The sequence below is a fragment of the Luteimonas endophytica genome (genome assembly GCF_029887875.1).
Classification (GTDB): domain Bacteria; phylum Pseudomonadota; class Gammaproteobacteria; order Xanthomonadales; family Xanthomonadaceae; genus Luteimonas; species Luteimonas endophytica.
Genome location: NZ_JARXRM010000045.1, coordinates 75,572 through 99,726, shown reverse-complemented (window position 1 = coordinate 99,726; position 24,155 = coordinate 75,572). Strand labels below are relative to the sequence as shown.

General features: G+C 71.3%; 21 protein-coding genes. 9 read left to right on the top strand and 12 right to left on the bottom strand.

Features of this window, described 5'->3' with window-relative positions; all coding sequences use genetic code 11:
• Window positions 1-63: 63 nt before the first annotated feature.
• Together QFW77_RS16380 and gpmI are read right to left on the bottom strand one after the other, a co-directional pair.
• Window positions 64-1,275, bottom strand: a complete 1,212-nt coding sequence (locus tag QFW77_RS16380; protein ID WP_280575888.1) for a murein hydrolase activator EnvC family protein — start codon at window positions 1,273-1,275, stop codon at window positions 64-66.
• 8 nt (window positions 1,276-1,283) lie between these two features.
• Window positions 1,284-2,789, bottom strand: a complete 1,506-nt coding sequence (gene gpmI / locus QFW77_RS16375) for a 2,3-bisphosphoglycerate-independent phosphoglycerate mutase (RefSeq protein WP_280575887.1) — start codon at window positions 2,787-2,789, stop codon at window positions 1,284-1,286.
• Between the two features lie 149 nt (window positions 2,790-2,938).
• On the opposite strand from gpmI, the gene QFW77_RS16370 reads away from it, so the two are divergent.
• Both QFW77_RS16370 and QFW77_RS16365 read left to right on the top strand, forming a co-directional pair.
• Window positions 2,939-3,682, top strand: coding sequence for a DUF4097 family beta strand repeat-containing protein (locus QFW77_RS16370; RefSeq protein WP_280575886.1), 744 nt, complete (start codon window positions 2,939-2,941; stop codon window positions 3,680-3,682).
• A gap of 73 nt (window positions 3,683-3,755) precedes the next feature.
• Window positions 3,756-5,477, top strand: coding sequence for a M28 family metallopeptidase (locus tag QFW77_RS16365; RefSeq protein WP_280575884.1), 1,722 nt, complete (start codon window positions 3,756-3,758; stop codon window positions 5,475-5,477).
• 65 nt (window positions 5,478-5,542) lie between these two features.
• On the opposite strand, the gene QFW77_RS16360 is transcribed toward QFW77_RS16365, so the two are convergent.
• Window positions 5,543-6,136, bottom strand: a complete 594-nt coding sequence (locus QFW77_RS16360; protein ID WP_280575883.1) for an MgtC/SapB family protein — start codon at window positions 6,134-6,136, stop codon at window positions 5,543-5,545.
• Window positions 6,137-6,161: 25 nt separating this feature from the next.
• Window positions 6,162-7,382 carry a tyrosine--tRNA ligase gene (gene tyrS / locus QFW77_RS16355; protein WP_280575881.1) on the bottom strand — a complete coding sequence of 407 codons (1,221 nt, stop codon included), beginning with the start codon at window positions 7,380-7,382 and terminating at the stop codon, window positions 6,162-6,164.
• Between the two features lie 183 nt (window positions 7,383-7,565).
• Here tyrS and QFW77_RS16350 point away from each other — a divergent pair, with 183 nt between their 5' ends.
• The 3 genes from QFW77_RS16350 to zupT all read left to right on the top strand — a co-directional run bounded on the left by QFW77_RS16350 (window position 7,566) and on the right by zupT (window position 11,239).
• A complete protein-coding gene (locus QFW77_RS16350) occupies window positions 7,566-9,032 on the top strand; it encodes a M23 family metallopeptidase (RefSeq protein ID WP_280575879.1) in 1,467 nt (488 codons plus the stop codon).
• Between the two features lie 122 nt (window positions 9,033-9,154).
• On the top strand, window positions 9,155-10,285 hold the full coding sequence (locus tag QFW77_RS16345) for an anhydro-N-acetylmuramic acid kinase (RefSeq protein WP_280575878.1): 1,131 nt from the start codon (window positions 9,155-9,157) through the stop codon (window positions 10,283-10,285).
• Between the two features lie 141 nt (window positions 10,286-10,426).
• Window positions 10,427-11,239 carry a zinc transporter ZupT gene (gene zupT / locus QFW77_RS16340; RefSeq protein WP_280575876.1) on the top strand — a complete coding sequence of 271 codons (813 nt, stop codon included), beginning with the start codon at window positions 10,427-10,429 and terminating at the stop codon, window positions 11,237-11,239.
• Between the two features lie 57 nt (window positions 11,240-11,296).
• On the opposite strand, the gene QFW77_RS16335 is transcribed toward zupT, so the two are convergent.
• The 7 genes from QFW77_RS16335 to rhlB form a co-directional block, all read right to left on the bottom strand.
• Window positions 11,297-11,713, bottom strand: a complete 417-nt coding sequence (locus QFW77_RS16335) for a hypothetical protein (protein WP_280575874.1) — start codon at window positions 11,711-11,713, stop codon at window positions 11,297-11,299.
• 232 nt (window positions 11,714-11,945) lie between these two features.
• Window positions 11,946-12,824, bottom strand: coding sequence for an RNA polymerase sigma factor RpoH (gene rpoH, locus QFW77_RS16330; protein ID WP_280575870.1), 879 nt, complete (start codon window positions 12,822-12,824; stop codon window positions 11,946-11,948).
• 256 nt (window positions 12,825-13,080) lie between these two features.
• Entirely contained in the window at window positions 13,081-13,788 is a 708-nt protein-coding gene (gene ung / locus QFW77_RS16325; RefSeq protein WP_280575868.1) for a uracil-DNA glycosylase, read from the bottom strand.
• A gap of 123 nt (window positions 13,789-13,911) precedes the next feature.
• The gene (locus QFW77_RS16320; RefSeq protein WP_280575866.1) at window positions 13,912-14,802 is read right to left on the bottom strand and encodes a response regulator; all 891 of its coding nucleotides are present in this window, start codon (window positions 14,800-14,802) and stop codon (window positions 13,912-13,914) included.
• An 11-nt stretch (window positions 14,803-14,813) separates the two neighbouring features.
• On the bottom strand, window positions 14,814-15,764 hold the full coding sequence (gene ftsX / locus QFW77_RS16315) for a permease-like cell division protein FtsX (protein WP_280575865.1): 951 nt from the start codon (window positions 15,762-15,764) through the stop codon (window positions 14,814-14,816).
• Window positions 15,757-16,446, bottom strand: a complete 690-nt coding sequence (ftsE, locus tag QFW77_RS16310) for a cell division ATP-binding protein FtsE (protein WP_280575864.1) — start codon at window positions 16,444-16,446, stop codon at window positions 15,757-15,759. The genes ftsX and ftsE overlap by 8 nt, the downstream gene beginning before the upstream one ends.
• Window positions 16,447-16,564: 118 nt before the next feature.
• Window positions 16,565-18,334 carry an ATP-dependent RNA helicase RhlB gene (gene rhlB, locus QFW77_RS16305; RefSeq protein ID WP_280575863.1) on the bottom strand — a complete coding sequence of 590 codons (1,770 nt, stop codon included), beginning with the start codon at window positions 18,332-18,334 and terminating at the stop codon, window positions 16,565-16,567.
• A 186-nt stretch (window positions 18,335-18,520) separates the two neighbouring features.
• Here rhlB and trxA point away from each other — a divergent pair, with 186 nt between their 5' ends.
• The 4 genes from trxA (at window position 18,521) to QFW77_RS16285 (ending at window position 23,412) form a co-directional block, all read left to right on the top strand.
• The gene (gene trxA / locus QFW77_RS16300) at window positions 18,521-18,847 is read left to right on the top strand and encodes a thioredoxin TrxA (RefSeq protein ID WP_280575862.1); all 327 of its coding nucleotides are present in this window, start codon (window positions 18,521-18,523) and stop codon (window positions 18,845-18,847) included.
• A gap of 231 nt (window positions 18,848-19,078) precedes the next feature.
• On the top strand, window positions 19,079-20,830 hold the full coding sequence (rho, locus tag QFW77_RS16295; RefSeq protein WP_280575861.1) for a transcription termination factor Rho: 1,752 nt from the start codon (window positions 19,079-19,081) through the stop codon (window positions 20,828-20,830).
• A 145-nt stretch (window positions 20,831-20,975) separates the two neighbouring features.
• A complete protein-coding gene (locus tag QFW77_RS16290; RefSeq protein ID WP_280575859.1) occupies window positions 20,976-21,509 on the top strand; it encodes a GAF domain-containing protein in 534 nt (177 codons plus the stop codon).
• A 70-nt stretch (window positions 21,510-21,579) separates the two neighbouring features.
• Entirely contained in the window at window positions 21,580-23,412 is a 1,833-nt protein-coding gene (locus QFW77_RS16285) for a monovalent cation:proton antiporter-2 (CPA2) family protein (protein ID WP_280575858.1), read from the top strand.
• Window positions 23,413-23,705: 293 nt separating this feature from the next.
• Here QFW77_RS16285 and QFW77_RS16280 read toward each other — a convergent pair whose 3' ends face one another.
• A complete protein-coding gene (locus tag QFW77_RS16280; RefSeq protein WP_280575857.1) occupies window positions 23,706-24,032 on the bottom strand; it encodes a hypothetical protein in 327 nt (108 codons plus the stop codon).
• Window positions 24,033-24,155 lie beyond the last annotated feature (123 nt).

Here is a 24,155-nt window from a genome sequence, read left to right as displayed (position 1 = left end):
CGCGCGATGCGACCCGGGTTCGACCGATTATGCACGCAGCGCCGCGGGCGCGAAGGGCGCCGTTCAGCGTTTCTGCAGCCAGGTCGCCGGATCCACCGGCTTGCCGTCGCGGCGCAGCTCGAAGTACAGCGCCGGCTGGCCCTGCCCGCCGGAACTGCCCACGCTGCCGACCGCATCGCCGCGCTTCACCCGGTCGCCGACCTGGCGCAGCAGCGCGTCGTTGTGGGCGTACAGGCTCATGTGGCCATTGCCGTGGTCGACGATCGCGATCAGCCCGTAGCCCGTCATCCACTCCGAGAACACCACGGTGCCGTCCGCCACCGCCTGGACCGGGGTGCCGGCAGCGGCACCGATCAGCACCCCGGAGCTGGCGCGGCCATCGGGCATGCGCCCGCCGAAGCCGGCCAGCAGCGTCCCGGAGACCGGCCAGCCCAGTCCGCCCACCCGGATCGGCGCTCCGCGCGCCACCTGCGCCGGGGCCCGGCGCCCGTCGTCGCGGCCTGCCCCGGCGCGTGCGGCGGCGGCGCGTTCGGCAGCCGCGGCGCGGGCCGCGGCCTCGCGCAGCTGCGTCATCAACCGCTCCAAGGCCCTGGCGTCGCGGCCGAGCGCGCTCTCGCGGGCGCGCCGGTCCGCGTGGCGGCGTTCCAGTTCGGTCACGGTGCCGGCGCGCTCGGCGCGCTCGCGCTCCAGTTCGGCCAGCTGCCGGCGCTGGCGCTCGCGCGCCCGGTCGAGCGCTTCGCGACGCGCGGCGATCTCCTGCTCGACGGCATCGAGCTCGGCCAGTTCGCCGGCCAGGTCGCCGATCCGGCGTGCGCGCTGGCGCTGCAGGTAGCGGTGGTAGGTCAGGGCGCGGTTGGCGTCGCCGACCCGGTCCTGCGCCAGCAGCAGCTTGAGCGCGGCGTGGTTGCCGATGGCGTGCGCGGCGCGCAGCAGCTGCCCCAGTTCGCGGCGCTGCGCCGCCAGCCGCTGCTGCAGCTCGCCGCGGCGGGCGCCGAGTTCGGCCAGGGCCAGTTCGCCCTGCTCGAGTTCCGATTCGGTCCGGCGCAGGGCGCCGGCGCTCGCGGCGACCCGCTCGTCGGCGTCGCGCAACGCGCGCGCGGCGGCGCCGCGGCGGCCTTCGAGCCGGCGCCGCTCGGCGGCCACGTCCCGCAACTCGCGGCGAACCTCCTGCAGGCGCCGTTCGGCATCGCGCTGCTCCTGGCCGGCCGCCGGCGCTGCCAGGGCCATGCCGGCGGCCAGCACGGCCGCGGCCAGGGCGGTGCGGAGGGCCGCCATGGCCCGGCTCAGCGCCGCAGCAGCAGCGAGCGGCCGGTCATCTCCTGCGGCGGGTCGATGCCGAGCAGGTCGAGGATGGTCGGCGCGATGTCGCGCAGCGAGCCTCCGTCGTGCAACCCGGCATCGCGCTCTCCGACGTAGATCAGGTCGACCGGCCCGACCGTATGCGAGGTGTGCGGCTGCCCGGTTTCCGGATCCCGCATCATCTCGACGTTGCCGTGGTCGGCGGTGACCAGCAGTTCGCCGCCGCGCGCCCGGGTCGCCTCGACCACCGCGCCGACCGCCTGGTCGACCGCCTCCACCGCCTTCACCGCGGCCTGCAGGTCGCCGCTGTGGCCGACCATGTCGGGATTGGCGTAGTTGCACACCACCACGTCGAAACGCCCCGACTCGATCGCCTCGACCAGCCTCTCGGTGACCTCGGCGCAGCTCATCTCCGGCTGCAGGTCGTAGGTGGCGACCTTCGGGCTCGGCACCAGGATGCGTTCCTCGCCGGGGTACGGCGCCTCGCGGCCGCCGCTGAAGAAGAAGGTCACGTGCGCGTATTTCTCGGTTTCGGCGATGCGCAGCTGGGTCAGGCCGTTGGCGGCCAGCACCTCGCCCAGGGTGTTGCGCAGGTTGTCCGGGGCGAACGCCACCGGTGCCGGGAGCGTGGCGTCGTATTCGGTCAGGCAGACGTAGCGCGACAGCTTGGGGCGCCGCGCCTGGAAGCCGTCGAAGCCCGGGGCGACGAAGGCAGCGCTGAGCTGCCGCGCGCGATCGGCGCGGAAGTTCATGAACACGACGGCGTCGCCGTCGGCCATCGGCGCCGCGCCCTCGAGCGCCGTCGGCAGCACGAATTCGTCGTTCTCGCCGCGGCCGTAGGCCGCCTCCAGCGCCGCGGCCGCATCGGCCGCGCGCTCGCCGGAGGCCTCGACGATCGCATCCCAGCCCTTGTGCACCCGTTCCCAACGCTTGTCGCGATCCATCGCGTAGTAGCGCCCGCCGACGCTGGCGATGCGCGCGTTGCCGTGGCGGTCGCATTCGGCCTGCAGCGCTTCCAGGCTCGGACCGGCCGAGCGCGGCGGCATGTCGCGCCCGTCCAGGAAGGCGTGCACCGCCACCCGCGGCACGCCGCGGCGGGCGGCCAGCTCCAGCATCGCGAACAGGTGCCGTTCGTGGCTGTGCACGCCGCCGGGCGAGAGCAGGCCCATGAGGTGCAAGGTGCCGCCCGAGGCGATCGCCGCCTCGCATGCGGCGTCGAGTTCGGCGTTGTCGAAGAAGCTGCCGTCCTCGATCGCGGCGTCGATACGGGTCAGCTCCTGGTAGACGATGCGGCCGGCGCCGAGGTTCATGTGGCCGACCTCGGAGTTGCCCATCTGCCCGTCCGGCAGCCCGACGTGGCGGCCCTCGGTGTGGACCAGCGCATGCGGATGCGCCGCGTACAGGCGCCGCCAGTTGGGGATGTCGGCGGCGGCCAGGGCGTTGTCGCGGGGATCCTCGCGATGGCCCCAGCCGTCCAGGATCAGCAGCACGACCGGTTTCGGGCGGTTCTGGGAATCTGGCACGACGTTCGACCCCGTGACTTCGGACAGGTGCGATTGTAGCCAAGCCCGGGCATGCTGACCGTAACGCAAGGCACGGCCACCGGCCGGCCACCGGCAAACGCTGCAAGGAGAGACGCATGAAGTTCCCTTCCCGCTCCCGCTCGAGCCTGCCCGCAACAGCGCTTGCGCTCGCCATCGCGCTCGCCGGTCCGGTCATGGCCCAGGAAGACATCAGCAAGGTGAACGGCTCGGTGACCGCGGAGGCCGGCCAGGCGTACGGCGACCTGAGCACGGTCAACGGCAGCGTTCGCATCGGCGAGCGGGTCCGCGCCGAGGACGCGGAGACCGTCAACGGCGGCATCAACGTAGGCGACGGCGCCGAACTGCGCAATCTGGAAACCGTCAACGGCGGCATCACCCTGGGCGAGGGCGTCACCGCGCGCAGCATCACCACCGTCAACGGCATGATTCGTACCGGCCGCAACGCGGACATCGCCGGCGCCGTCGAAACCGTGAGCGGCAGCATCTTCATCGACCGCGGCGGCAACATCGGCGGCAACGTGGGCACCGTCAGCGGGGGCATCGGCCTGGTCGACACCGACGTCGGCGGCGGCATCGAGACCACCAACGGCGACGTCACCGTCGGCGTGGGCTCGCACGTGCGCGGCGGCCTGCACGTCCGCAAGCCGAACTCCAACTGGTTCCTGGTCAACGTCAACAAGCGCACGCCGCGCATCATCGTCGGCCCCGGCGCGGTGATCGAGGGGGAGCTGGTGTTCGAGCGCGAGGTGGCGCTCTACGTGCACGAGAGCGCCCGCACCGGCCGCATCAGCGGCGCCGAGGCCAAGCCGTATTCCGGCAGGCGCGCGCCCGCCGACTGAGCGCGCCCCCACGGCACGGGTGCGCCACGGCGCCAGCGGCTAGAATCGGGGTTTCCCGTGCCGGAGACCCCAGATGCAACGACCCCTGCTGATCAGCCTGGCCGCCGCCCTGGCGCTGGCCGCCTGCGGCGGCGACCGCCAGGACGATGCCGCCGCGCCCACGGCCCAGGCCGACGCCGCCCCCGCCGCCGGGGCCGAGACGCACGCGTTCTCGCCCGAGATCGCCGAGGACGATTTCCGCGAACTGGTGCGCACCCTCGCCTCCGACGAATTCGAGGGCCGCGCTCCGGGCTCGCCGGGCGAAGAGAAGACCGTGGAATACATCCGCGCCCAGTACGAACGCATCGGCCTGCAGCCCGGCGGCGAGGATGGCGGCTGGTACCAGACCGTGCCCATGGTCGAGACCACCGCCGACGAGTCGACGGTGCTGCGGCTGGACAGCAACGGCCAGCAACGCGAGCTCGAGTTCGGCACCGATATGGTGATCGGCACGCGCACCGGCCAGCCCCGGGTGGAGATAGACGACAGCGAGCTGGTGTTCGTCGGCTACGGCGTCGATGCGCCGGAGCAGGACTGGAACGACTACGCCGGCGTCGACGTCGAGGGCAAGACCGTGGTGATCCTGGTCAACGACCCGGGCTTCCACGCCGGCGACGAGAGCCTGTTCGAAGGCAACCGGATGACCTACTACGGGCGCTGGACCTACAAGTACGAGGAGGCCGCGCGCAAGGGCGCGGCCGCCGCGCTGATCGTCCACGACACCGAGGGCGCGTCCTACGGCTGGGACGTGGTGCGCAACTCCTGGTCGGGCGCGCAGTTCGACCTGCGCGCCGAGGACGATCCGGAGCCGCGCCTGCCGGCGCAGGGCTGGATCAGCACCGAGGTCGCGCGCCAGCTGTTCGCCGACTCCGGGCACGACCTCGACGAGATGTACGCGGCCGCCAACCGTCGCGGCTTCGAGGCGGTGCCGCTGCAGGCCAGCATGTCGGTTGACCTGGAAAGCACGGTCGCGGAGAAGTCCTCCCGCAACGTCATCGGCGTGCTGCCTGGCAGCACCAGCCCCGACGAGGCGGTGATCTACATGGGCCACTGGGACCACCTGGGCGCCCACGAGCGCGACGACGGCGGGCGCGACATCTACAACGGCGCGGTCGACAACGCCACCGGCATCGCCGGCATCATCGAGATCGCCGAACGTTTCGCCAGCGAGGAGCCGGCGCCGCAGCGCTCGCTGGTGTTCCTGGCGGTCACGCTGGAGGAATCGGGCCTGCTCGGATCCAAGTACTACGTCGCCCAGCCGACATTCCCCATGGAGAAGATCGCCGCGGTGATCAACCTGGATGCGATGAGCGTGGCCGGGCCCTCTCGCGACTTCGTGGTCACCGGCAAGGGCAGTTCCGAGCTCGAGGACATCCTCGAGACCATCGCCGGCGAACAGCAGCGCACGCTGGTGGAGGAAGGCAATCCCGCCGGCGGGTTCTACTTCCGCTCCGACCACTTCAATTTCGCCAAGGCCGGGGTGCCGGCGCTCTACGCCAAGGGCGGCAGCGATCTGGTCGAGGGCGGCACCGAGGCCGGCAAGGCCGCGACCGAGGACTACGCATCGCGCTACCACCAGCCCGGCGACGTCTACCGCGAGGAGTGGAACCTCGGCGGGGTGATCCAGGACCTGGAGGCGCTGTACCGGGTCGGCCGCGTCCTGGTCGACGACCCGGACCGCTGGCCGAACTGGTACGAGGGCAATCCGTTCAAGGCGGCCCGCGACGAAATGATGGCGGGAGCGGACGGCACCTAGTCCGGCGCAGCGCGGCCTCCGGAAACGGCGCCCACGGGCGCCGTTTCCGTGTCCACCCCGGCCACTCAGTCGCGCCCGGAGCGCTCTGGACGCTGCCGGGTGCGATCCGCGTGGCCGGCCGGGTCGTCGGACGCTGCCCGGCCCGGCCTGCCGTGGGGGGTGCCGTGCCCGGCTTCCGGCGGGAGCCCGGCGCGCCGCTCGCGCGAGCGTTCCCAGGCCGACAGGCCGACCAGCACCAGCAGTGCCAGCACGGTGGCCATCAGCGCCAGCAGGTGATAGTTCAGCCCCGCCGCCACGCCGATCGCCGCCACCGTGAGCAGCGATGCGGCGGTGGTGATGCCGGCGATGGTCTCGCCGCCGCGCCGTCCCTCGCTGAAGATCGTCCCGGCGCCGATGAAGGACACCCCGGCGATCACCGCCTCCACCAGCCGGAGGGGGTCGATCCGCATGATCTCCGCCCCCTGGCCGGCCATCCGCTCGAGCACCGACAGCTGGCCGATCCCGATCAGCAGTGCCGCCGCCCCGGCGACCAGCATGTGAGTGCGGAACCCGGCAGGCCGGCGCTTGAGTTCGCGCTCGAAGCCGATCGCGCCGCCGAGCAGCATGGCGTAGGCCATGCCGAGCACCACCCCTAACTGCCCATTCAGCATGTCGTTCATGGCGCGAAGCTTCGCGCCGCCGCCGTCATGGCGCGGTGATCAGCCGCACCCGTGCGAAGTTGCGCTTGCCGACCGCCAGCACCCCTTCGAAGCCCGGCGCAAGGACCCTGCCCGGGTCCTCGGCCACCGCCCCGTCCACCCTGACCGCACGCTCCCTGAGCTTGCGGTTCGCCTCGGAGTTGCTCGGGGTCAGCCCGGCCGCGGTCAGCAGGGCGGCAAGGCGCAGCCCCTCGGCGGGAACGCGCACCTCCTGCAGCGGCAGGAGCGCGGTATCGCCCTCTCCACGCACCGCCGCGTGCCAGCCGGCGATCGCGGTCTCGGCGGCCGCGGCATCGTGGAAGCGCGCCGCCAGCTCGCGCGCCAGGCGCAGCTTGACGTCGCGTGGATTGAGCCCGGCCGCCATCCCGGCGCGCAGCCGCCGCGCCTCGTCGGCGCCGATCTCGAAGCTCAGCAGCTCGATCCACTTCCACATCAGCGCGTCCCCGATCTTCATCGTCTTGTTGACGATGTCGATCGCCGGCTCGTCGATGCCGATGTAGTTGCCCAGCGACTTGGACATCTTCTGCACGCCGTCCAGGCCCTCGAGCAGCGGCATGGTCAGCACCACCTGCGGCTTCTGGCCGTAGTGCTCCTGCAGGCCGCGCCCCATCAGCAGGTTGAACTTCTGGTCGGTGCCGCCGAGCTCGACGTCGGCCTCCAGCGCCACCGAGTCGTAGCCCTGGACCAGCGGATACAGGAACTCGTGGATCGCGATCGGCTGCTGCGCCGCGTAGCGCTTGGCGAAGTCGTCGCGCTCGAGCATGCGCGCGACGGTGTGGCGGGCGGCCAGGCGGATCATGTCCGCTGCATCCATCCTGCCGAACCACTCGCTGTTGAAGCGCAGCTCGGTCTGCTCGCGGTCGAGCACCTTGAACACCTGCTCGGCGTAGGTGCGCGCATTGGCGTCCACGTCCTCCCGGGTGAGCGGTTTGCGGGTGGCGTTCTTGCCGGTCGGATCGCCGATCATCCCGGTGAAGTCGCCGATCAGGAAGATCACCGTATGGCCGAGCTCCTGGAACTGCCGCATCTTGTTGAGCAGCACGGTATGGCCGATGTGCAGGTCGGGGGCGGTCGGGTCGAACCCAGCCTTGACCCGCAGGGGCCGGCCCAGGGCCAGGCGTGCCTCGAGCTCCTCGCGCTTGAGGATCTCGTCTGCGCCACGGGCGATCAGGTCCAGGGCGTCGCGGGCGGCAGGGGCATGTGGCACGGAAACCTCGGATGTTCGGATCACGGATGTGTCGAAATGTGATCGGGTTGTGAAAACGGGCGTTAAGCTGCGCTAACGTTGGCCGATCACGTAAAACGCCTGTCGGCTCAAGCATTTGACGCGCCCTGTTCGCGTCATTATGTTACCTCGCTGACGCGCCCTTCACGCCACCGGGAACGCCCAATGCCGACACCTGCTCCGGAAGCGGACCGCAATCGCGATATCCGCCTCGCCAACCTGAGCGCGGTCGCCCAACGCGCCGCCGATATCTCGCAGCAGGTTCCCGAATTCCTCGAACGCAAGGGTTTCAACGGCCGCTGGACGCGCCGCCACTGGGCCCAGGCCAGCCTGTTCGCCACCCTGGGCGCGCTGGTGGTGACGCTGGTGCCCGGGTTCTCCAGCGCGATGCAGCCCGCCTCCGGCCAGCCCGCACTGACCACGATGGCGCTGGCGCTGCCGCCGCTGCCGGCGCGCAAGGCCGGCGTCGCCGAAGCTCCCAGCTGGCAGCTGGTCACCGTGCAGTCCGGGCAGACCCTGGGCGAGATCTTCGCCGGCTTCGACGTTCCCGCGGCCACCCTGCAGCGGATCCTCGAGCATCCCTCGGCCGCGGAGGCGCTGGCGCGGATCCGGCCCGGGACCGAGTTCGGCTTCGACCTCGCCCCCGATGGGCGGCTGCGCGGGTTCCGCTTCGACCGCGGCGACACCGAGCGGGTCCAGCTCAGCCTGGCCGGAAACGACATCCGCGAGCGGATCATCGAGCGGCCGGTCGAGGTCCACACCACGGTGGTCACCGGCGAGATCCGCAGCTCGCTGTACGGCTCGGCGAGCCAGGCCGGGCTCTCCCCCAGGGTCATCCACACCCTGACCGACAGCATCTTCCAGTACGACATCGATTTCTCCCGCGAGATCCAGCCTGGCGACCGCTACAGCGTGGTGATCGAGGAGCTGTGGCGCGAAGGCGAGAAGATCGGCAACGGCGAGGTGCTGGCCGCGACCTTCAGCACCGGCGGCAAGACCTTTTCCGGGTTCCGCTTCGAGCGCGACGGCAAGGCCGAGTACTTCACCGCCGACGGCCGCCCGCTGAAGAAGAGCTTCCTGCGCATGCCGGTGGAATTCGCGCGGCTGAGCTCGCGCTTCGGCGCGCGCCGCCACCCGGTGCTGGGCAGGATGCGCATGCACAAGGGCGTGGACTACGCCGCCGGCACCGGCACGCCGATCAAGGCCGCCGGCGACGCCCGGGTGCAGTTCCGCGGCACCCAGCGCGGCTACGGCAACGTGGTCATTCTCGACCACGGCCGCGGCTACACCACCCTGTACGCGCACATGTCCCGTTTTTCCAACGTACGCCAGGGGCAGCGGGTCGCGCAGGGCGAGGTGATCGGCTACGTCGGCGCCACCGGCCTGGCGACCGGACCGCATCTGCACTACGAGTTCCGGGTCAACGGCGTGCACCGCAATCCGCTGTCGCAGACGATGCCGCCGCCGGAACCGCTCAAGGGCGCGGCGCTGGCGCAGTTCAAGGCGCAGGCCGCGCCGGCGCTGGCGCGGATCCAGCAGGTGGAAACGCTGCGCTACGCGCAACTGCCGGGGCCCGAGGGCGGCCGCGAGGTCGCCAGCGCACGCCCGGCGGCGACCGGCAAGCGCGGCTGACCCGAGGGCGCCCGCCGCGCGGCGGGCGTATCGAGCCCGGCACCGGCCGTGCCGTGGGCCGCGAGCGTTTCGCCGCATACTCCGCCGACGCCGCGGCACACCGCGGCGATGAAGACCCGCCGATGTCCGCAATTCCCCCGCCATCGCTTTACCTGGGCCTGATCTCGGGCACCAGCGCCGACGGCATCGACGCCGCGCTGGTCGAGTTCGACGGCGAGCGGCCGAAGCTGCTGTTCGCCCGCACCTACGCCTGGGACCCCGCGCTGCGCGAGCGGCTGGTCGCATTGGGGCAGGAGCACACGCCGCTGCTGCTGGACGAGGTCGGCGAACTCGACGTGCGTATCGGCCAGGCGTTCGCAACGGTCGCGCTGCGGGCGTTGGCCGACAGCAAGATCCCGGCGGCGGCGGTGGCGGCGATCGGCTCGCACGGCCAGACCCTGCGCCACCGGCCCCACGGCCGTGCCGGCGACGGGCGTTTGCCGTTCACCATGCAGCTCGGCGATCCATCGCTGATCGCCGAGCGCACCGGGGTGACGGTGGTGGCCGACTTCCGCCGCCGCGACCTGGCTGCGGGCGGCCACGGCGCACCGCTGCTGCCGGCGCTGCACGCGGCACTGCTGGCCGCGCCCGGGGAGGCGCGCGCGGTGCTCAACCTGGGAGGGATCGCCAACCTGACCCTGCTGCCGCCCGGCGGCGAGGTGCGCGGCTTCGACTGCGGCCCGGCCAACGGCCTGATGGATGCCTGGTGCCGGCGCCAGACCGGGGCGGCGTTCGACGCCGGTGGCGCGCTGGCGGCCGCGGGCCGGGTCGACACGGCGCTGCTGGAGCGCCTGCTCGAAGATCCGTGGTTCGCGCTGGCGCCGCCCAAGTCGACCGGCCGCGACCATTTTCACCTCGGCTGGCTCCAGGAGCGGCTGCGCGGCGACGAGGCGGCGCAGGACGTCCAGGCCACCCTGCTGGCGCTCAGCGTGCGCACCACCGTCGCGGCGCTGCGCGCGGCGCAGCCGAAGACCGCCCGGGTGATCGCCTGCGGCGGCGGGGTCCTGAACCCGCCGCTGATGGCCTCGCTCGCGGCCGCGCTCGGCGACTGCGCCCTCGATTCGAGCGCCGCGCACGGTCTCGACCCGGACGCGGTCGAGGCGATGGGCTTCGCCTGGTTGGCGCGGCAGACCCTGCTGCAGCGGCCCGGCAACCTGCCCAGCGTCACCGGCGCCGCCGGCCCCCGCATCCTGGGCGGCATCTACCGCGCCTGATCCAGGCGCCGCGCGGCGTTGCGGCCACCCGCGCCGCCCATCGCAAAGGCGCGCCGTGTTTCGCTACGATGGCCCTCCGCGCGCCGCCGCGCGCGGGCCGTTTGCCGGCGGCATCTCGCCCGGCCTGCCGGACCACGCCGCATGCTTGCAGACATCACCGCGCACAACGTTCTGGTGGCGCTCGCCGTCACCACCGCGGCCGGCCTGGCCACCGGCCTGGGCGGGCTGCTGGTGTTCACCACCAAGACCCCGAACGCCCGCATGCTCGCGTTCGGCCTGGCTTTCGCCGGGGGCGCGATGGTCTACGTCTCCCTCTCGGAGATTCTCAACAAGTCCATCGCCTCGTTCACCAGCGCGTACGGCGAAGCGCAGGGCTTCTCGTACGGCACCCTGGCGTTCCTGTCCGGGGTGATGCTGATCGTGCTGATCGACCGGATGATCCCCAACCCGCACGAGCGCCTGGAGGCGGACGACCCGTTCTTCCGCGACCACAATCGCGAGTACATCAAGCGCGTCGGGCTGCTGACCGCGGTAGCGATCACCGCGCACAACTTCCCGGAGGGGCTGGCGACCTTCTTCGCCACCCTGGAGGACCCGCGGGTGGGCCTGCCGCTGGCGTTCGCCATCGCCATCCACAACATCCCCGAGGGCATCGCCATCGCGGTGCCGGTGTACTACGCCACCGGCAACAAGCGCTACGCCTTCGTCGCCTGCATGGTCTCGGGCCTGGCCGAGCCCGTCGGCGCGATCATCGGCTACGCGGTGCTGGCGCCGTATCTGTCGGAGGGGATGTTCGGCGCGCTGTTCGGAATCATCGCCGGGGTCATGGTGTTCCTGGCCCTGGACGAACTGCTGCCGGCGGCCAAGCGCTACGCCAAGGGCCACGAAACCGTCTACGGGCTGGTCACCGGCATGGGCGCGCTGGCGATCAGCCTGATGCTGTTCAAATGGTGACACTTGCGGTGCGGGTACGACCGCAGGTGGGGGCGCCCCCGCCTGCGGCCATGCTGCTCAGTGCCAGCCGTCGAAGTAGTGGGCGTCGGCGGTGATCGTTCTGCTGCTGCCCGTTGCATGGTCGGTGATCCTCACCTCCATCCTCACCAGTCCATCGCCCGAGACGTCGGTCGCGATCCCGGTCGAGCAGAATTGCGTATTGCCGCAGCCAGGTGGAGGCGCGCCGGTGTCCCGATCCTTCCAGGCGAACGAGTAGTTCCCGGCTGGCAGCTGGACCACCTCGAAGTGCGCGACGGACGGGTTGTCCGCGGTCCACGGTGTCCAGGTGGAGATACAGTAGTTGGCGGTGGGTTGATCGAACGCATAGGTGTCCACGTAGCATTCCAGGACGGCATTCGTCAGGTCGCCTGCGACAGCCTGTTGAGGGGCGAACCCCGAGGACGCGGCCAAGGCGAAAGCCATCAGGACGGACATCGATTTCCTTTCCATGCTCTTCTCCCATGGTTGCTGAGGTTGCGCCGGCACCCTGTGCCGGCCGGGGAATTTGGCAACATCGGCGAACCTGCGACCGTGACCCCGTAGGCAGTCCGAAAGCGCTCCGTTGCCGCTCGTCGGTGAGCGCGGCCAGTGGGGGGTCTTCGGGTGACGAAGACGGGTGGCAAACGACCGGGCCCTGGATGCAGCCGCAGCAAAAAAGCCCGACGTGTCAGGCCGCGAACAGCGCCTTCATCTTCTTGAGCGCATTGGCCTCGACCTGGCGGATCCGCTCGGCCGAGACACCGTACTCGTCGGCCAGCTCCTGCAGGGTGATCCTGCTGTCGTCGTCCAGCCAGCGGCGGCGGATGATGTCGCGCGAGCGCGGGTCCAGCTCGGCCAGCCCTTCGCGCAGCAGCGCCAGCTGATCGTCCTCGCTGTCCTCGCGCTCGTAGAGCTGCGCCGGGTCCTCCTCCTGGGACATCAGATAGCCGGAGGGCGCGGGCGGGGCGTGGTCGTCGTCCTCGTCGGCGGAAGCGTCGAAGCCGACATCGCGCCCGGACAGCCGCGACTCCATCTCCATCACCTCGCGCTCGGAGACGTTCAGATCGGCGGCCACCGCACGCACTTCCTCGGCGTTGAGCCAGCCCAGGCGCTTCTTGCTCTTGCGCAGGTTGAAGAACAGCTTGCGCTGCGCCTTGGTGGTGGCCACCTTGACGATGCGCCAGTTGCGCAGGATGTATTCGTGCATCTCCGCGCGGATCCAGTGCACGGCGAACGACACCAGGCGGACGCCCACGCCCGGATCGAAACGCTTCACCGCCTTCATCAGGCCGATGTTGCCTTCCTGGATCAGGTCGCCGAGCGGCAGGCCGTAGCCGTTGTAGCCGCGCGCGACGTGAACCACGAAGCGCAGGTGCGAATGCACCAGCTCACGCGCCGCGTCGAGGTCTTCCTGGTCGCGGTAGCGGTGGGCCAGCGCCTGCTCGTCCTCGACGGAGAGGACCGGGATCTGATGGACGGCGTTGATGTACGCGTCCAGCGAGCCGAGCGAGCTCGGGACCGGCAGGTTGTTGGCGACCAGGGCGGTGGTGGAGGTCATCTGGGTCATGGCGGCCATTTTATCAGTGTGCAGATCTGACAGATACAGGTGCAAGGAGTTCCCAGCGTTCCCTAGCTGGAACGCACTCCTTCATAAGCAATTGATTTCATTGAAAGGCCATCCGAGCCTGCCCTGTGCCGGGATACCGGGATCGCGGACCGGCCGGGGCCTGGCCAGGGCGCCATGGTGCGCCCGCGCTGGTGAAGGGGTGGTGTGGCTCCGGCACGGTCGCGCCCGCCGCCGGCGGATCCGGCGGGGCGCGGTCTCAGATCTCCAGTTCGGCGCGCGGCGGCAGCGACCAGTCGACCGGCGCCGCGCCATTGCGAACCAGGGACGCGTTGGCGGCGGAGAAATGCCCGCAGCCGAGGAAACCGCGGTGCGCCGACAGCGGCGAGGGATGGGTGGTCCTGAGCACCCGATGGCGCCGCGGATCGATCACCGCGCCCTTCTTCTGCGCGTAGCTGCCCCAGAGCATGAACACCAGGTTTTCGCGTTCCCGGCCCAGGGTTTCCACTACGTGGTCCGTGAACCCTTCCCAGCCGCGGCCCTGGTGGGCGCCGGCGCTGCCCTGTTCCACCGTCAGCACGGCGTTGAGCAGCAGCACCCCGCGCCGCGCCCACGGCAACAGGCAGCCGTGGTCGGGCGGTGCGATGCCCAGGTCGCGCTGGATCTCCTTGAACATGTTCTGCAGCGACGGCGGCACCGGCACGCCGGGCAGCACGGAAAAGCACAGCCCGTGGGCCTGGCCGGGGCCGTGGTAGGGGTCCTGGCCGAGGATCACCACCCTGACGGCATCGAACGGCGTCGCATCGAACGCGGCGAAGATCTGCGAGCCGGGGGGGTAGATCCTCGCTCCCGCCGCCTTGCGCTGGCGCAGGAAAGCGGATAGCTCGCGCATCTGCGGCCGCAGCAGATAGTCGCCGAGGCGCGCCTTCCAGGACGGCTCGAGTTGGATCCGGTCGGTATCGGGCATGGGCCGTGGTTGGTGGTTCGTGATCGGGATTGGGGAGGGGGCGGCGGCGATCGATCGCGACGGCCTGCGCGACCGCGCCGCGGCGTTCGCGGCCGAGGCGGAGCGGCCGCGCTGCCGGTCCGCTCAGGTCTGGCCGGTTGTTCCGCCCGGCGCCGCGCCGGCGTTCTCGGCGGTGCGGCCGATCCTCGCCAACCGCAGCTGGAACAGCGCCTTGGTCACCAGCAGGCGCTCCTCGATCGGCTTGAGCACCAGGTCGTTGGCGCCGTCTCGCAGCAGGCCCATCTGGTTGACGCGGTTGTCGTCGCCGGTCATCACCAGCACCGGCAGCCGCCGCTTGCCGTAGCCGAACTCCTGGCGCACCGCCTGCAGCAGGTCGCGGCCGCTGAGTTCGCCCTTGAGGTAGACATCGGTCAGCAGCAGGTCGGCACCGGGGGCGACGTCGCTGCCGCGCCATTCGCGCAGCCAGTCCAGCGCATCCTCGGCGCTGATCACGTGGGTCACCTCCATTCCGTGCGACTGCAGCATGCGCCGGGTGGCCAGCGCCACCGTGCGGCTGTCCTCGACATAGAGCACGTGTGCGCCGGGGATCGGCTCGGGCATCACGTAGCCGCGGATGAAGGTCGCCAGCGCCTGGTGGCCGTTGGCCTTGTCGAAATAGTCGGTCACGTCCTCGGTGAAACGCCGCGACTCGAGGTGCCCCTGGGCGTCGCCGGACACCACGATCACCGGGACGTAGCGCTGCACCGCGGCGCGGCGCACCACGCGCGCCAGCTGCAGGCCGTCGCCGTCCGGCAGCACCAGCGCGGTCGTGACCAGGTCGACGGGCGCCTGCTCCAGCGCCGCGCGCGCTTCGGCCAGGCCGGCACAAGCCACCACCTCCACCGCCGGCAGTTCCTTGCGCAGCACGTCGCCGATCAGTTTGCGCACCAGCTTCGAGCCGTCGACCACCATGATCCGCGGCGATTCGCTTACCAGGTGCCGGAGGTCGTGTCCGTCGGTCTTCGAGCTGGTCATGGCGCTCCCTGTCAGGTCTCGGTGGGGCGGGTCTGGCGCAGGAAATGGCCGGTCACCAGGCTGGCGCCCAGCCAGCCCAGCGCCCCGGCGCCGAGCACGATCGCCAGCAGCTGCGCCGGCGCGAAGCCCGCCAGCGCGAAGCCGCTGCCATAGCTCGCCGCAAGGCCCGCCACGGCATCGTTCAGGGCCAGCCCGGCGGCGCCCAGCAGGCCCAGCGCCAGCGCGCCTGCGGCCAGCCCGTACCAGGTGCCCAGATACAGGAACGGCCGGCGGATGAAGCCGTCGGTCGCCCCCAGCAACTGCAGCACGCCGATCTCCTCGCGGCGCGACTGGATGTCGAGCCGGACGGTGTTGCCGACCACCAGCAGTGCGCCCAGCCCCAGCAGGACCGCCAGCACCCAGACCGCACGTCCGCCGAAACGCAGCCAGCCGTCGAGACGCTGCCGCCACTGCGCGTCGTGCTGCACCAGCTCGGCCTCCGGCAGCTGCCCGAGCGAGCCGGCCAGCAGGGTCTCGTCGCCGGCCGGCACCACCACCAGCACCGCCGGCAGGGGATTCTCCCCGACCGCGTCGATGGCCTCGCCGAGGCCGCCACGCTGGCGCAATTCCTCCAGCCCCTGCTCCGGGGTGCGCAGCTCCACGGCGGCGACGTCGGCCCGGCCGCGCAGCTCCTCGGCCAATGCCCGCGCGCGCCGCGGCGTGACCTCCAGGTCCAGGAACACCGCGATTTCGCGCGACTGCTGCACCCCGCCGGACAGCCGCGCCACGTTGTCCAGCACCAGCCACAGGCCCAGGGGCAGCGCCAGCGCGACCGCCATCACCCCGATCGTGAGCGCCGTGGCCCACGGCCTGCGGAAGACCCGGCCGAGGCTGGAGACGAAGCTGTACAGATGATGGTCGATCCAGGTGCCCAGCCGCGAGTGGGTGCTGCGCCCGGGCAGGTTCGCGCGCGGCTCAGCCATCGGCCAGGTCCTCCGGGGCGATGTCGTCGACCAGGGTGCCGTGGTCGAGCACCAGCACGCGCTTGCGCATCCGCCGCACCAGTGCCAGGTCGTGGCTGGCCACCAGCACGCTGGTGCCCCGGCCCGGCAGTTCCGCGAACAGCGCCATGATCTCCGCCGACAGGGTGGGATCGAGGTTGCCGGTGGGCTCGTCGGCCACCAGCAGCATGGGCTCGCCGACGATCGCCCGGGCGATGCCGACGCGCTGCTGCTCTCCCGCCGAGAGCTGGCCTGGCAGCGCGCGCTCGCGCGCGCCCAGCCCGAGACGCTCGAGCGCGCCGCGCACCCGCCTGGCGATCTCGCCGCGGCGCATCCCGCGCAGGATCAGCGGCAGGGCGATGTTCTCGTACACGCTGCGGTCGGTCAGCAGGCGGTGGTCCTGGAACACCACGCCGACATCGCGCCGGTGCATGGCCACGCGGCGGCCACGGACCCGCAGCAGATTGCGCTCGGCGAACAGCACCGCGCCGCGGCTCGGGCGCTCGGACAGGTGCACCAACCGGAGCAGGGTGCTCTTGCCGGCGCCGGAATGGCCGGTCACGAACAGCATCTCCCCGGCGGCCACGTCGAAGCTGACCTCGGACAGCGCGACGTGCCCGCCCGGATACTGCTTGCTGACGCTGTCGAAGCGGAGAACGCTCATTCGGGGGACTGCACGGGGGACCCGGCAAGCTTAGCGAACTTCGCCCGGCGGGCGTCCGCGCCGGCCCGACGCGGCCGGCGGCGCGGCACCGCGCACCGGCGACGCGCCCGCCGCGGCGTCAATGACGGTTGTCGGGGGCGCGGGTGACCAGCTTCTTCAGACCGCGGCCGAGCCGCGACAGCAGCGAGGGTTCCCGCCCGGACGGCGGCGATCCCTGGGGCTGGCGCTGGGCCGGCCGCGCTTCCGCGGCGGGCTTGCGCGCCGAGGCCGGCGCCTCGCCGGTCCCGCGGGCCCTGGCCGCCGGACGTTCCTGGGCCGGCGCGGCACCGGTCTCGCCCTCGATCCGGCGTCCGCCGCGGCGGCGGCGGCGCTTGCGCGGCGGCTTGACGCCTTCCCCGCCCGCGGGGGATTCGCCGGATGGCGCGGGGGCGGCCGTTGGCGGCTCCTGCGCCGGCGCCTCGGCGACCGGCTGCGCGGCCGGCGTTGCGGCCGGGTCGCGCTCCGGCCGCGCCCGGCGCGGCCGCTCGCGCTCGCCCCTGGCGGCCCCGCCGCCCTCGCGGCGGCCGCCGCTGCCGGACCGCCGCGCACCGGGGCCGGTGCCGCGCCTGGCGTCGTCGGCGGCGCGCTGCTCGCGGGCCTCGCGGAAGATCTCGCCGATGCTTTCGCCGTCGTCGGGCTGGGCCTCGACGCCCACGCGCGGCTTGCGCGGCAGCGCCACCAGCAGCTCCGGGGTCACCGCCTCGACGGGGATCTTCTGTTCGATGAAGGTTTCGATGTCCGGCAGGCTCTGCGCGTAGATCTCGCAGGCGAAGCTGATCGCGTCGCCCTCCGCGCCGAGCCGCGCGGTGCGCCCGATGCGGTGCACGTAGTCCTCGGCGTCGAACGGCAGGTCGTAGTTGTAGACGTGGCTGACGCCGTCGATGTGCAGGCCGCGCGCGGCCACGTCCGTGGCCACCAGCAGCTCGAGCTGGCCGGCCTGGAACTTCTTCAGCAGCGACTCGCGCTTCTTCTGCGGCACGTCGCCGGACAGGACGCCGACGCGGTAGCCGCCGCGCTCCAGCGCGCGCGCCACCCGTTCCACCCAGGCCTTGGTGTTGACGAACACCATGGTGCGCGCGCCTTCGCTGCGCGAGAGCAGGCCGAGCAGCAGCGGCAGCTTTTCCTCGTTGGAGGGGAAGAACACCTTCTGCCGGACCTTGGCGTTGGTGATGAATTCGGTCTCGACGACCACCTTCTCCGGCTCGTTCATGTGCTCGTAGGCGAGCTCGAGCACGCGATGGCTGAGGGTGGCAGAGAACAGCAGGGTCTGCCGCTCGGTGCGCGCCGGCATGCGCCGGAGCAGGAAGCGGATGTCCTTGATGAAGCCGAGGTCGAACATGCGGTCGGCCTCGTCCAGCACGCACATCTCGCAGGCGTGCAGCGACACGACCTTGTGCTGCTTGACGTAGTCGATCAGCCGCCCCGGGGTGGCGATGATCACGTCGGCGCCGTCCTGGAGCAGCTGCCGCTGCTTGTCGTAGTCGACTCCGCCGTAGACCAGCGCGAACTTGAGGCCCAGGTCGGAGGCGAACTTCACCGCATCCTTGTGGATCTGGATGGCCAGTTCGCGGGTCGGCGCCAGGATCAGCGCGCGCGGATCCTCCGGCTTGCGGTCGGCGAGCGCCGGACGCGACAGCAGCCGGTTGATCACCGCCACCAGGAACGCCAGCGTCTTGCCGGTACCGGTCTGGGCCTGGCCGGCGACGTCGCGGCCGGGCAGGGCGATCGGCAGGGTCAGCGCCTGGATCGGGGTGCAGCGGAGGAACCCGGCGGCCTCGAGACCCGCGAGCAACTGCGGGTGCAGCTCGAACTCCGAGAAGGGGATATCGGTCAGTGGTTTGTCTGTCATGCCTGGAATGGTCTGTGCGGCGGGGCGCGGTTGCGCAGGGGGCGACCGCGTCGCAGACTGCCGAACCGTGAATGGAAGGCTGTGCGGACCTGGGGAAACCCTTGATCCGGCCCGAAAACGCCCCAGTTTAACAGCACCCAAGCCGCCCCGCCCGCCCGGCACGCGGCCCGACCCCAGGAGAACCCCGTGAGCAACAAGGTCATCCACGCCGGCGACGCCGATTTCGATTCCACCGTGCTGCAGTCCGACGAGCCGGTGCTGGTCGATTTCTGGGCGCCCTGGTGCGGTCCGTGCAAGATGATCGCCCCGGCGCTGGACGAGCTGGCGGAGAGCTACGCCGGGCGCGCCAAGGTGGTGAAGGTCGACATCGACCAGAACCAGGGGGTCGCCATGAAGTACCACGTACGCTCCATTCCGATGCTGCTGCTGTTCAAGGGCGGCCAGGTTCAGTCCACCCAGATCGGCGCGGTGGGCAAGGGCCAGCTGTCGCAGATGATCGACAAGGCGCTCTGAGCGCCTGCCCCGCCTCCGCGAGCGCGGGGCACCAGCGCGGGATACCCCAGGCGGGCGGCGCGCCGCCGCGGACCGCCCGGTCCCGCAGCCGGATCGCTTGCCGTGGACGCGGGGCGGTGCTAGCGTTGTTCCATCCGGTGCGGGATCCCGCGCCGCACCCCGTCTGAAGGCCCACCCTTCCAACCCTCCGCCCGCCTCCGCGGGCGCTCGCAGCTAGCGAGGAATTCGCACTTGTCCGACAACACCTCCGATTCCGGCGATTCCGCCGAGAAGCGCGTGCGCAAGCCGCGCGTCAGCAAGACCGCCCGGGTCGCCAAGACCGCAACGCCGGAGGCTCCGGCGGCGCCGGCCGCCGCCAGCAGCGAAACACCGGCCCCGGCCCCCGCGCCGGCTCCGAAGCCGGCATCGCCGGCCGAAGCGTCCTCTCCCCAGCCTCCCCCGAGCCGCCCCCCCGCAAGCGCCCCGGCGCCTGCCGCGGAAGGCGACGGCGGCGGCGGCGGCAACGAATCGCGCGAGGCGCGTGAACAGCGCGAACAGCGCGAGCGCGACGGCCGGCCGGGCAATCGCCGCGATCGCTTCCGCAACCGCCGCGACCGCAACCGTGGCGGTGGAGGCGGCGGTGGCGGTGGCGGTGGCGGTGGTCGCGACGACGGCCTGCCGCAGGACGGCGGCGACCAGGGCCAGCGCCTGCCGCCGCCGAACATCCCCGAGGACTTCCCGCAGTACACCCTCAGCGACCTGAAGCGGATGCCCGCGCAGAAGCTGATGGACATCGCCGAGCAGCTCAACATCCACGACGGCGTGGCCCGCGCCCGCAAGCAGGACGTGATCTTCAACCTGCTCAAGGTGCTGACCCGCCACGGCGAGGGCGTCGTCGCCGACGGCGTGCTGGAGATCCTGCCCGACGGTTTCGGCTTCCTGCGCGCGGCAGAGGCCTCCTACCTGGCCGGCCCCGACGACGTCTACATCTCCCCGAGCCAGATCCGCCGCTTCAACCTGCGCACCGGCGACCACCTCTCCGGCCGGATCCGCTGGCCCAAGGACGGCGAGCGCTACTTCGCGTTGTCGGTGGTCGACACCATCAATGCCGAGCCGCCGGAGGCCAGCAAGGGCAAGGTGCTGTTCGAGAACCTCACCCCGCTGTTCCCGCGCAAGCGCTTCAAGCTCGAGCGCGGCGACGGCTCCAGCGAGGACATCGCCGGCCGCATCCTCGACCTGATGGCCCCGCAGGGCAAGGGCCAGCGCGCGCTGATCGTCTCGCCGCCCAAGGCCGGCAAGACCATGATGATGCAGCAGATCGCCACCGCGATCACCACCAACCACCCCGACGTGCACATGATCGTGCTGCTGGTGGACGAGCGGCCCGAGGAAGTGACCGAGATGCAGCGCACCGTGCGTGGCGAGGTGGTGTCCTCCACCTTCGACGAGCCCGCCGCGCGCCACGTGCAGGTCGCCGAGATGGTGATCGAGCGCGCCAAGCGACTGGTCGAGCACAAGAAGGACGTGGTGATCCTGCTGGATTCGATCACCCGCCTCGCGCGTGCCTACAACAACGTGGTGCCCAGCTCCGGCAAGGTGCTCACCGGCGGTGTCGACGCCAACGCACTGCACCGCCCGAAGCGCTTCTTCGGCGCCGCGCGCAACGTCGAGGAAGGCGGCTCTCTGACGATCATCGCCACCGCGCTGGTCGACACCGGCAGCGCGATGGACAAGGTGATCTACGAAGAATTCAAGGGCACCGGCAACTCCGAGATCCATCTGGACCGCCGCATCACCGAGAAGCGCGTGTACCCGGCGATCAACGTCAACCAGTCCGGCACCCGCCGCGAGGACTACCTGATCGAGCCGGAGCTGCTGCAGAAGATCTGGATCCTGCGCAAGCTGCTGCACCCGATGGACGAGATCGCCGCCATGGAGTTCCTGCTCGACAAGATGAAGCAGACCAAGTCCAATGACGAGTTCTTCGCCTCGATGCGGCGCTGATCGACCCGGAAACGATGAAGACGCCCCGCGACGCGGGGCGTCTTCGTTTCGCCGCCGGCATCTCCCGGGTCGTGACCGCGTGGCGCTGCGGCGCTAGCATGGCCCGGTCTTGGACGGCCGCCGCGCCGCCGCCCCGGGGACCCAGATGCCGAGCAGCACCGCGGACCACTTCCTCCGGCAGGCCGGCCCCCGGCTGGCCGCGCTGGTCGAGGAACTCGGCCGCTGCGCGCGCGCCGTCGACGTCGCCTGGACCCTGTGCGAGTTCGCCGGCCCCGCCCTGGGGCTGGTCGACTGCGTGACCTACCTGCTCGACAGCGACGGCCGCACCCTGACCCAGCGCGCCGCCTGGGGGCCCAAGCGCGCCGCCGACCGGGTATTGGAATCGCGCATCCAGCTCGGGCTCGGCCAGGGCATCGTCGGCAGGTGCGCGCAGCTGCGGCTGCCGCAGCGCACCGCCGATGCGCGCCTGGACTGCCGCTACGTGGTCGACGACCAGTTCAACCTGTCCGAGCTCGCGGTGCCGATCTGCCTCGGCGACACCCTGTTCGGGGTGCTCGACAGCGAGCATCCGGAGGCGGACCACTACGCGCTGGCGCACGAACACGCGCTGTACGCGATCGCCGAGCGCGGCGCGCGGCGGCTGCGCGAGCTCGCCGGGACGAGCGCCGCGGCCGGCTGAACCGCGGGGACCGGCTGCCCGCCGCCGATCCGGCGGCGCTGCCGTGCATACTTCCGCCACGGAGGTGCGCATGCACGGCAGCGGTCTGCAATTGGCATTGGTGTTCCTGCTCGCCGCGGTGATCGCGGTACCGCTGTTCAAGCGATTCGGGCTGGGCGCGGTACTGGGCTACCTTGCCGCCGGCGTGGCCCTCGGGCCGGACGGCGTAGGCGTGGTGCGGGATGCCGAGCCGGTGCTGGCGGCCAGCGAGATCGGCGTGGTGATGATGCTGTTCGTCATCGGCCTGGAACTGTCGCTGGCGCGGCTGAAGCTGATGCGCCGGCCGGTGTTCCTGACCGGCGGGTTGCAGGTCGCGATCTCCGGCGCGGCGCTCGCCGCGATGGTGGCGTTGATCGGGCTGGGCTGGAAGGTGGCGATCGTCGTGGGCCTGGGCCTGGCGCTCTCCTCCACCGCGTTCGGGCTGCAGTTGCTGGCCGAGCGCAAGGCGCTGCACAGCGGGCATGGGCGGCTGGCGTTCGCGATCCTGTTGTTCCAGGACCTGGCGGCGGTGCCGCTGATCGCCGCGATCCCGCTGCTCGCGCACGCGGCCGCACCGGACGCCGGACACCCGGGCTGGGCATTGCTCAAGGCGATCGCGGCGCTGGCCGCGGTGTTCTTCGGCGGCCGCTACCTGCTGCGCCGGCTGTTCCGTACCGCGGTGCGCATCGGCGTGCCGGAAATGCAGACCGCGAGCGCGCTGCTGGCGGTCCTCGGCGCCGCCTGGGTGGTGCAGCTGGCCGGACTGAGCATGGGCCTGGGCGCGTTCCTGGCCGGCGTGCTGCTCGCCGAATCCGAGTTCCGCCACGAGATCGAATCGCAGATCGAACCGTTCAAGGGACTGCTGCTGGGGCTGTTCTTCATGGCGGTGGGCATGAGCATCGACCTGGCGCAGGTGGCGGCGGAACCGGTCCTCGTGCTGCTGGCGACGCTGCTGCTGATGGCGGTCAAGTTCGCGATCCTGTTCTGGCTCGGCCGCTACCCGGGCGGTCTGCGCCCGCGCGAGGCGCTGCGCCTGGGCGGGGTGCTGTCGCTTGGCGGGGAATTCGCGTTCGTGATCTTCGCCGAAGCGGCCGGCGCGGGGCTGCTGGAAGCGGCGATGCACAACCGTCTGCTCGCGGTGGTGGGCCTGTCGATGGCGCTGACGCCGCTGCTGGTGATCGCGCTGGCCCGGCTGCTCGGCGGCCACGAGGTTGCCGAGGCGGCGGCCCGCGACTTCGATCCGATCCACGACCACGGCCATCCGCAGGTGATCATCGCCGGTCTCGGCCGGTTCGGGCAGATCGTCGCGCGCCTGCTGGTGGCGCAGAAGATCCCGTTCGTCGCGCTCGATGCCGACCCCGCCACCGTGGACGCACTGCGGCGCTCCGGCAACGTGGTGTACTTCGGCGACCCCACCCGCCCAGAACTGCTGCGCGCCAGCGGCGCCGCGCATGCGCGGCTGTTCATCAACGCCATCGACGACCGCGAGGCCAGCCTGCGCACCACGCATCTGCTGCGGCACCTGTACCCGCATCTGCGCGTGTTCGCGCGCGCCCACGACCGCCGCCATGCCTGGCAGCTGATGGACCTGCAGGTGGAGGCCTTCCGCGAAACCTTCGCCTCGGCGCTGGAAATGGGCCGCGAGGTGCTGGTGGCGCTGGACGTGCCGCGCGAAGTGGCGACGGATCGTACCCGGCGCTTCCGAGAGCATGACGAACGCCTCCTCGCCAGCCACCACCGCATCTACACCGACGCGCCGGCCCTGCTGCAGGCATTGCGCGAGGGCCGTGCCGAACTCGAGCACCTGTTCGAGGCCGACCAGGCGCAGCCGGAACCGGATCCAGGCCCCGACCGCGGCACCGGCGCCCGCGGCGGTGCGGACTGAGCCTCGTTTCCCGGCGGCTGAAGCGGCATCAGCGCGCATGCCGAACCACCTGAGGCACCCGATCGGCCGCCATCACTGCCGGGGGGATATTCGCCCGGCGATGCGCTCGCCGGTTCGAAGCGCCCGTATGGCGGGATACCTCCGGTCGGCTGGACCACTGCATCCGACATCCATGATCTCGCGACGAAGGGGGGCGGGATCCGGCAACCGCGGCCGGCTCGAGCAGCCACGCCCGCGCCATCGTGGAAACGCCCCGCATCGCGGGGCGTTTTGGCGTACCGGTCGGCTGCGGGTCAGAAGCAGGCGAACACATTGTCCGGCTGGCAAACGCACACCCCGGGCTCCTGATACTGGTAACGGTAGCAGCGCGCCCGGGCGCCGGGCGTGGAACAGGCCGTTCCCTCGATGGTGGCGCATTCCGGGTAGTAGCCCTGCGCAACGCGCGGGCCCTCCCAGAGCAACGGTTGGGAGTCGACCGCGTCGAACACCAGCACCGGTGCCGCAGACGGCCCGGCAGCGTTCGGTTCGGCCGCAGAGGGATACTGGGAAGGAATGGAATACGCGTGCGACGCCACGACGAGCACACACGCCAGGACTGCGAGACGCATCAGGTGTTTCATGGAATCCTCCAAGCGGTTGTTTGAATTCGATCCTCGATTACGACAACTGCTCCGCGTCCAGACTGCGCTGAACGCTCCACGTCGGTGTGGAAGGGATGAGGTAGCACACTGGGGCCCAGCACA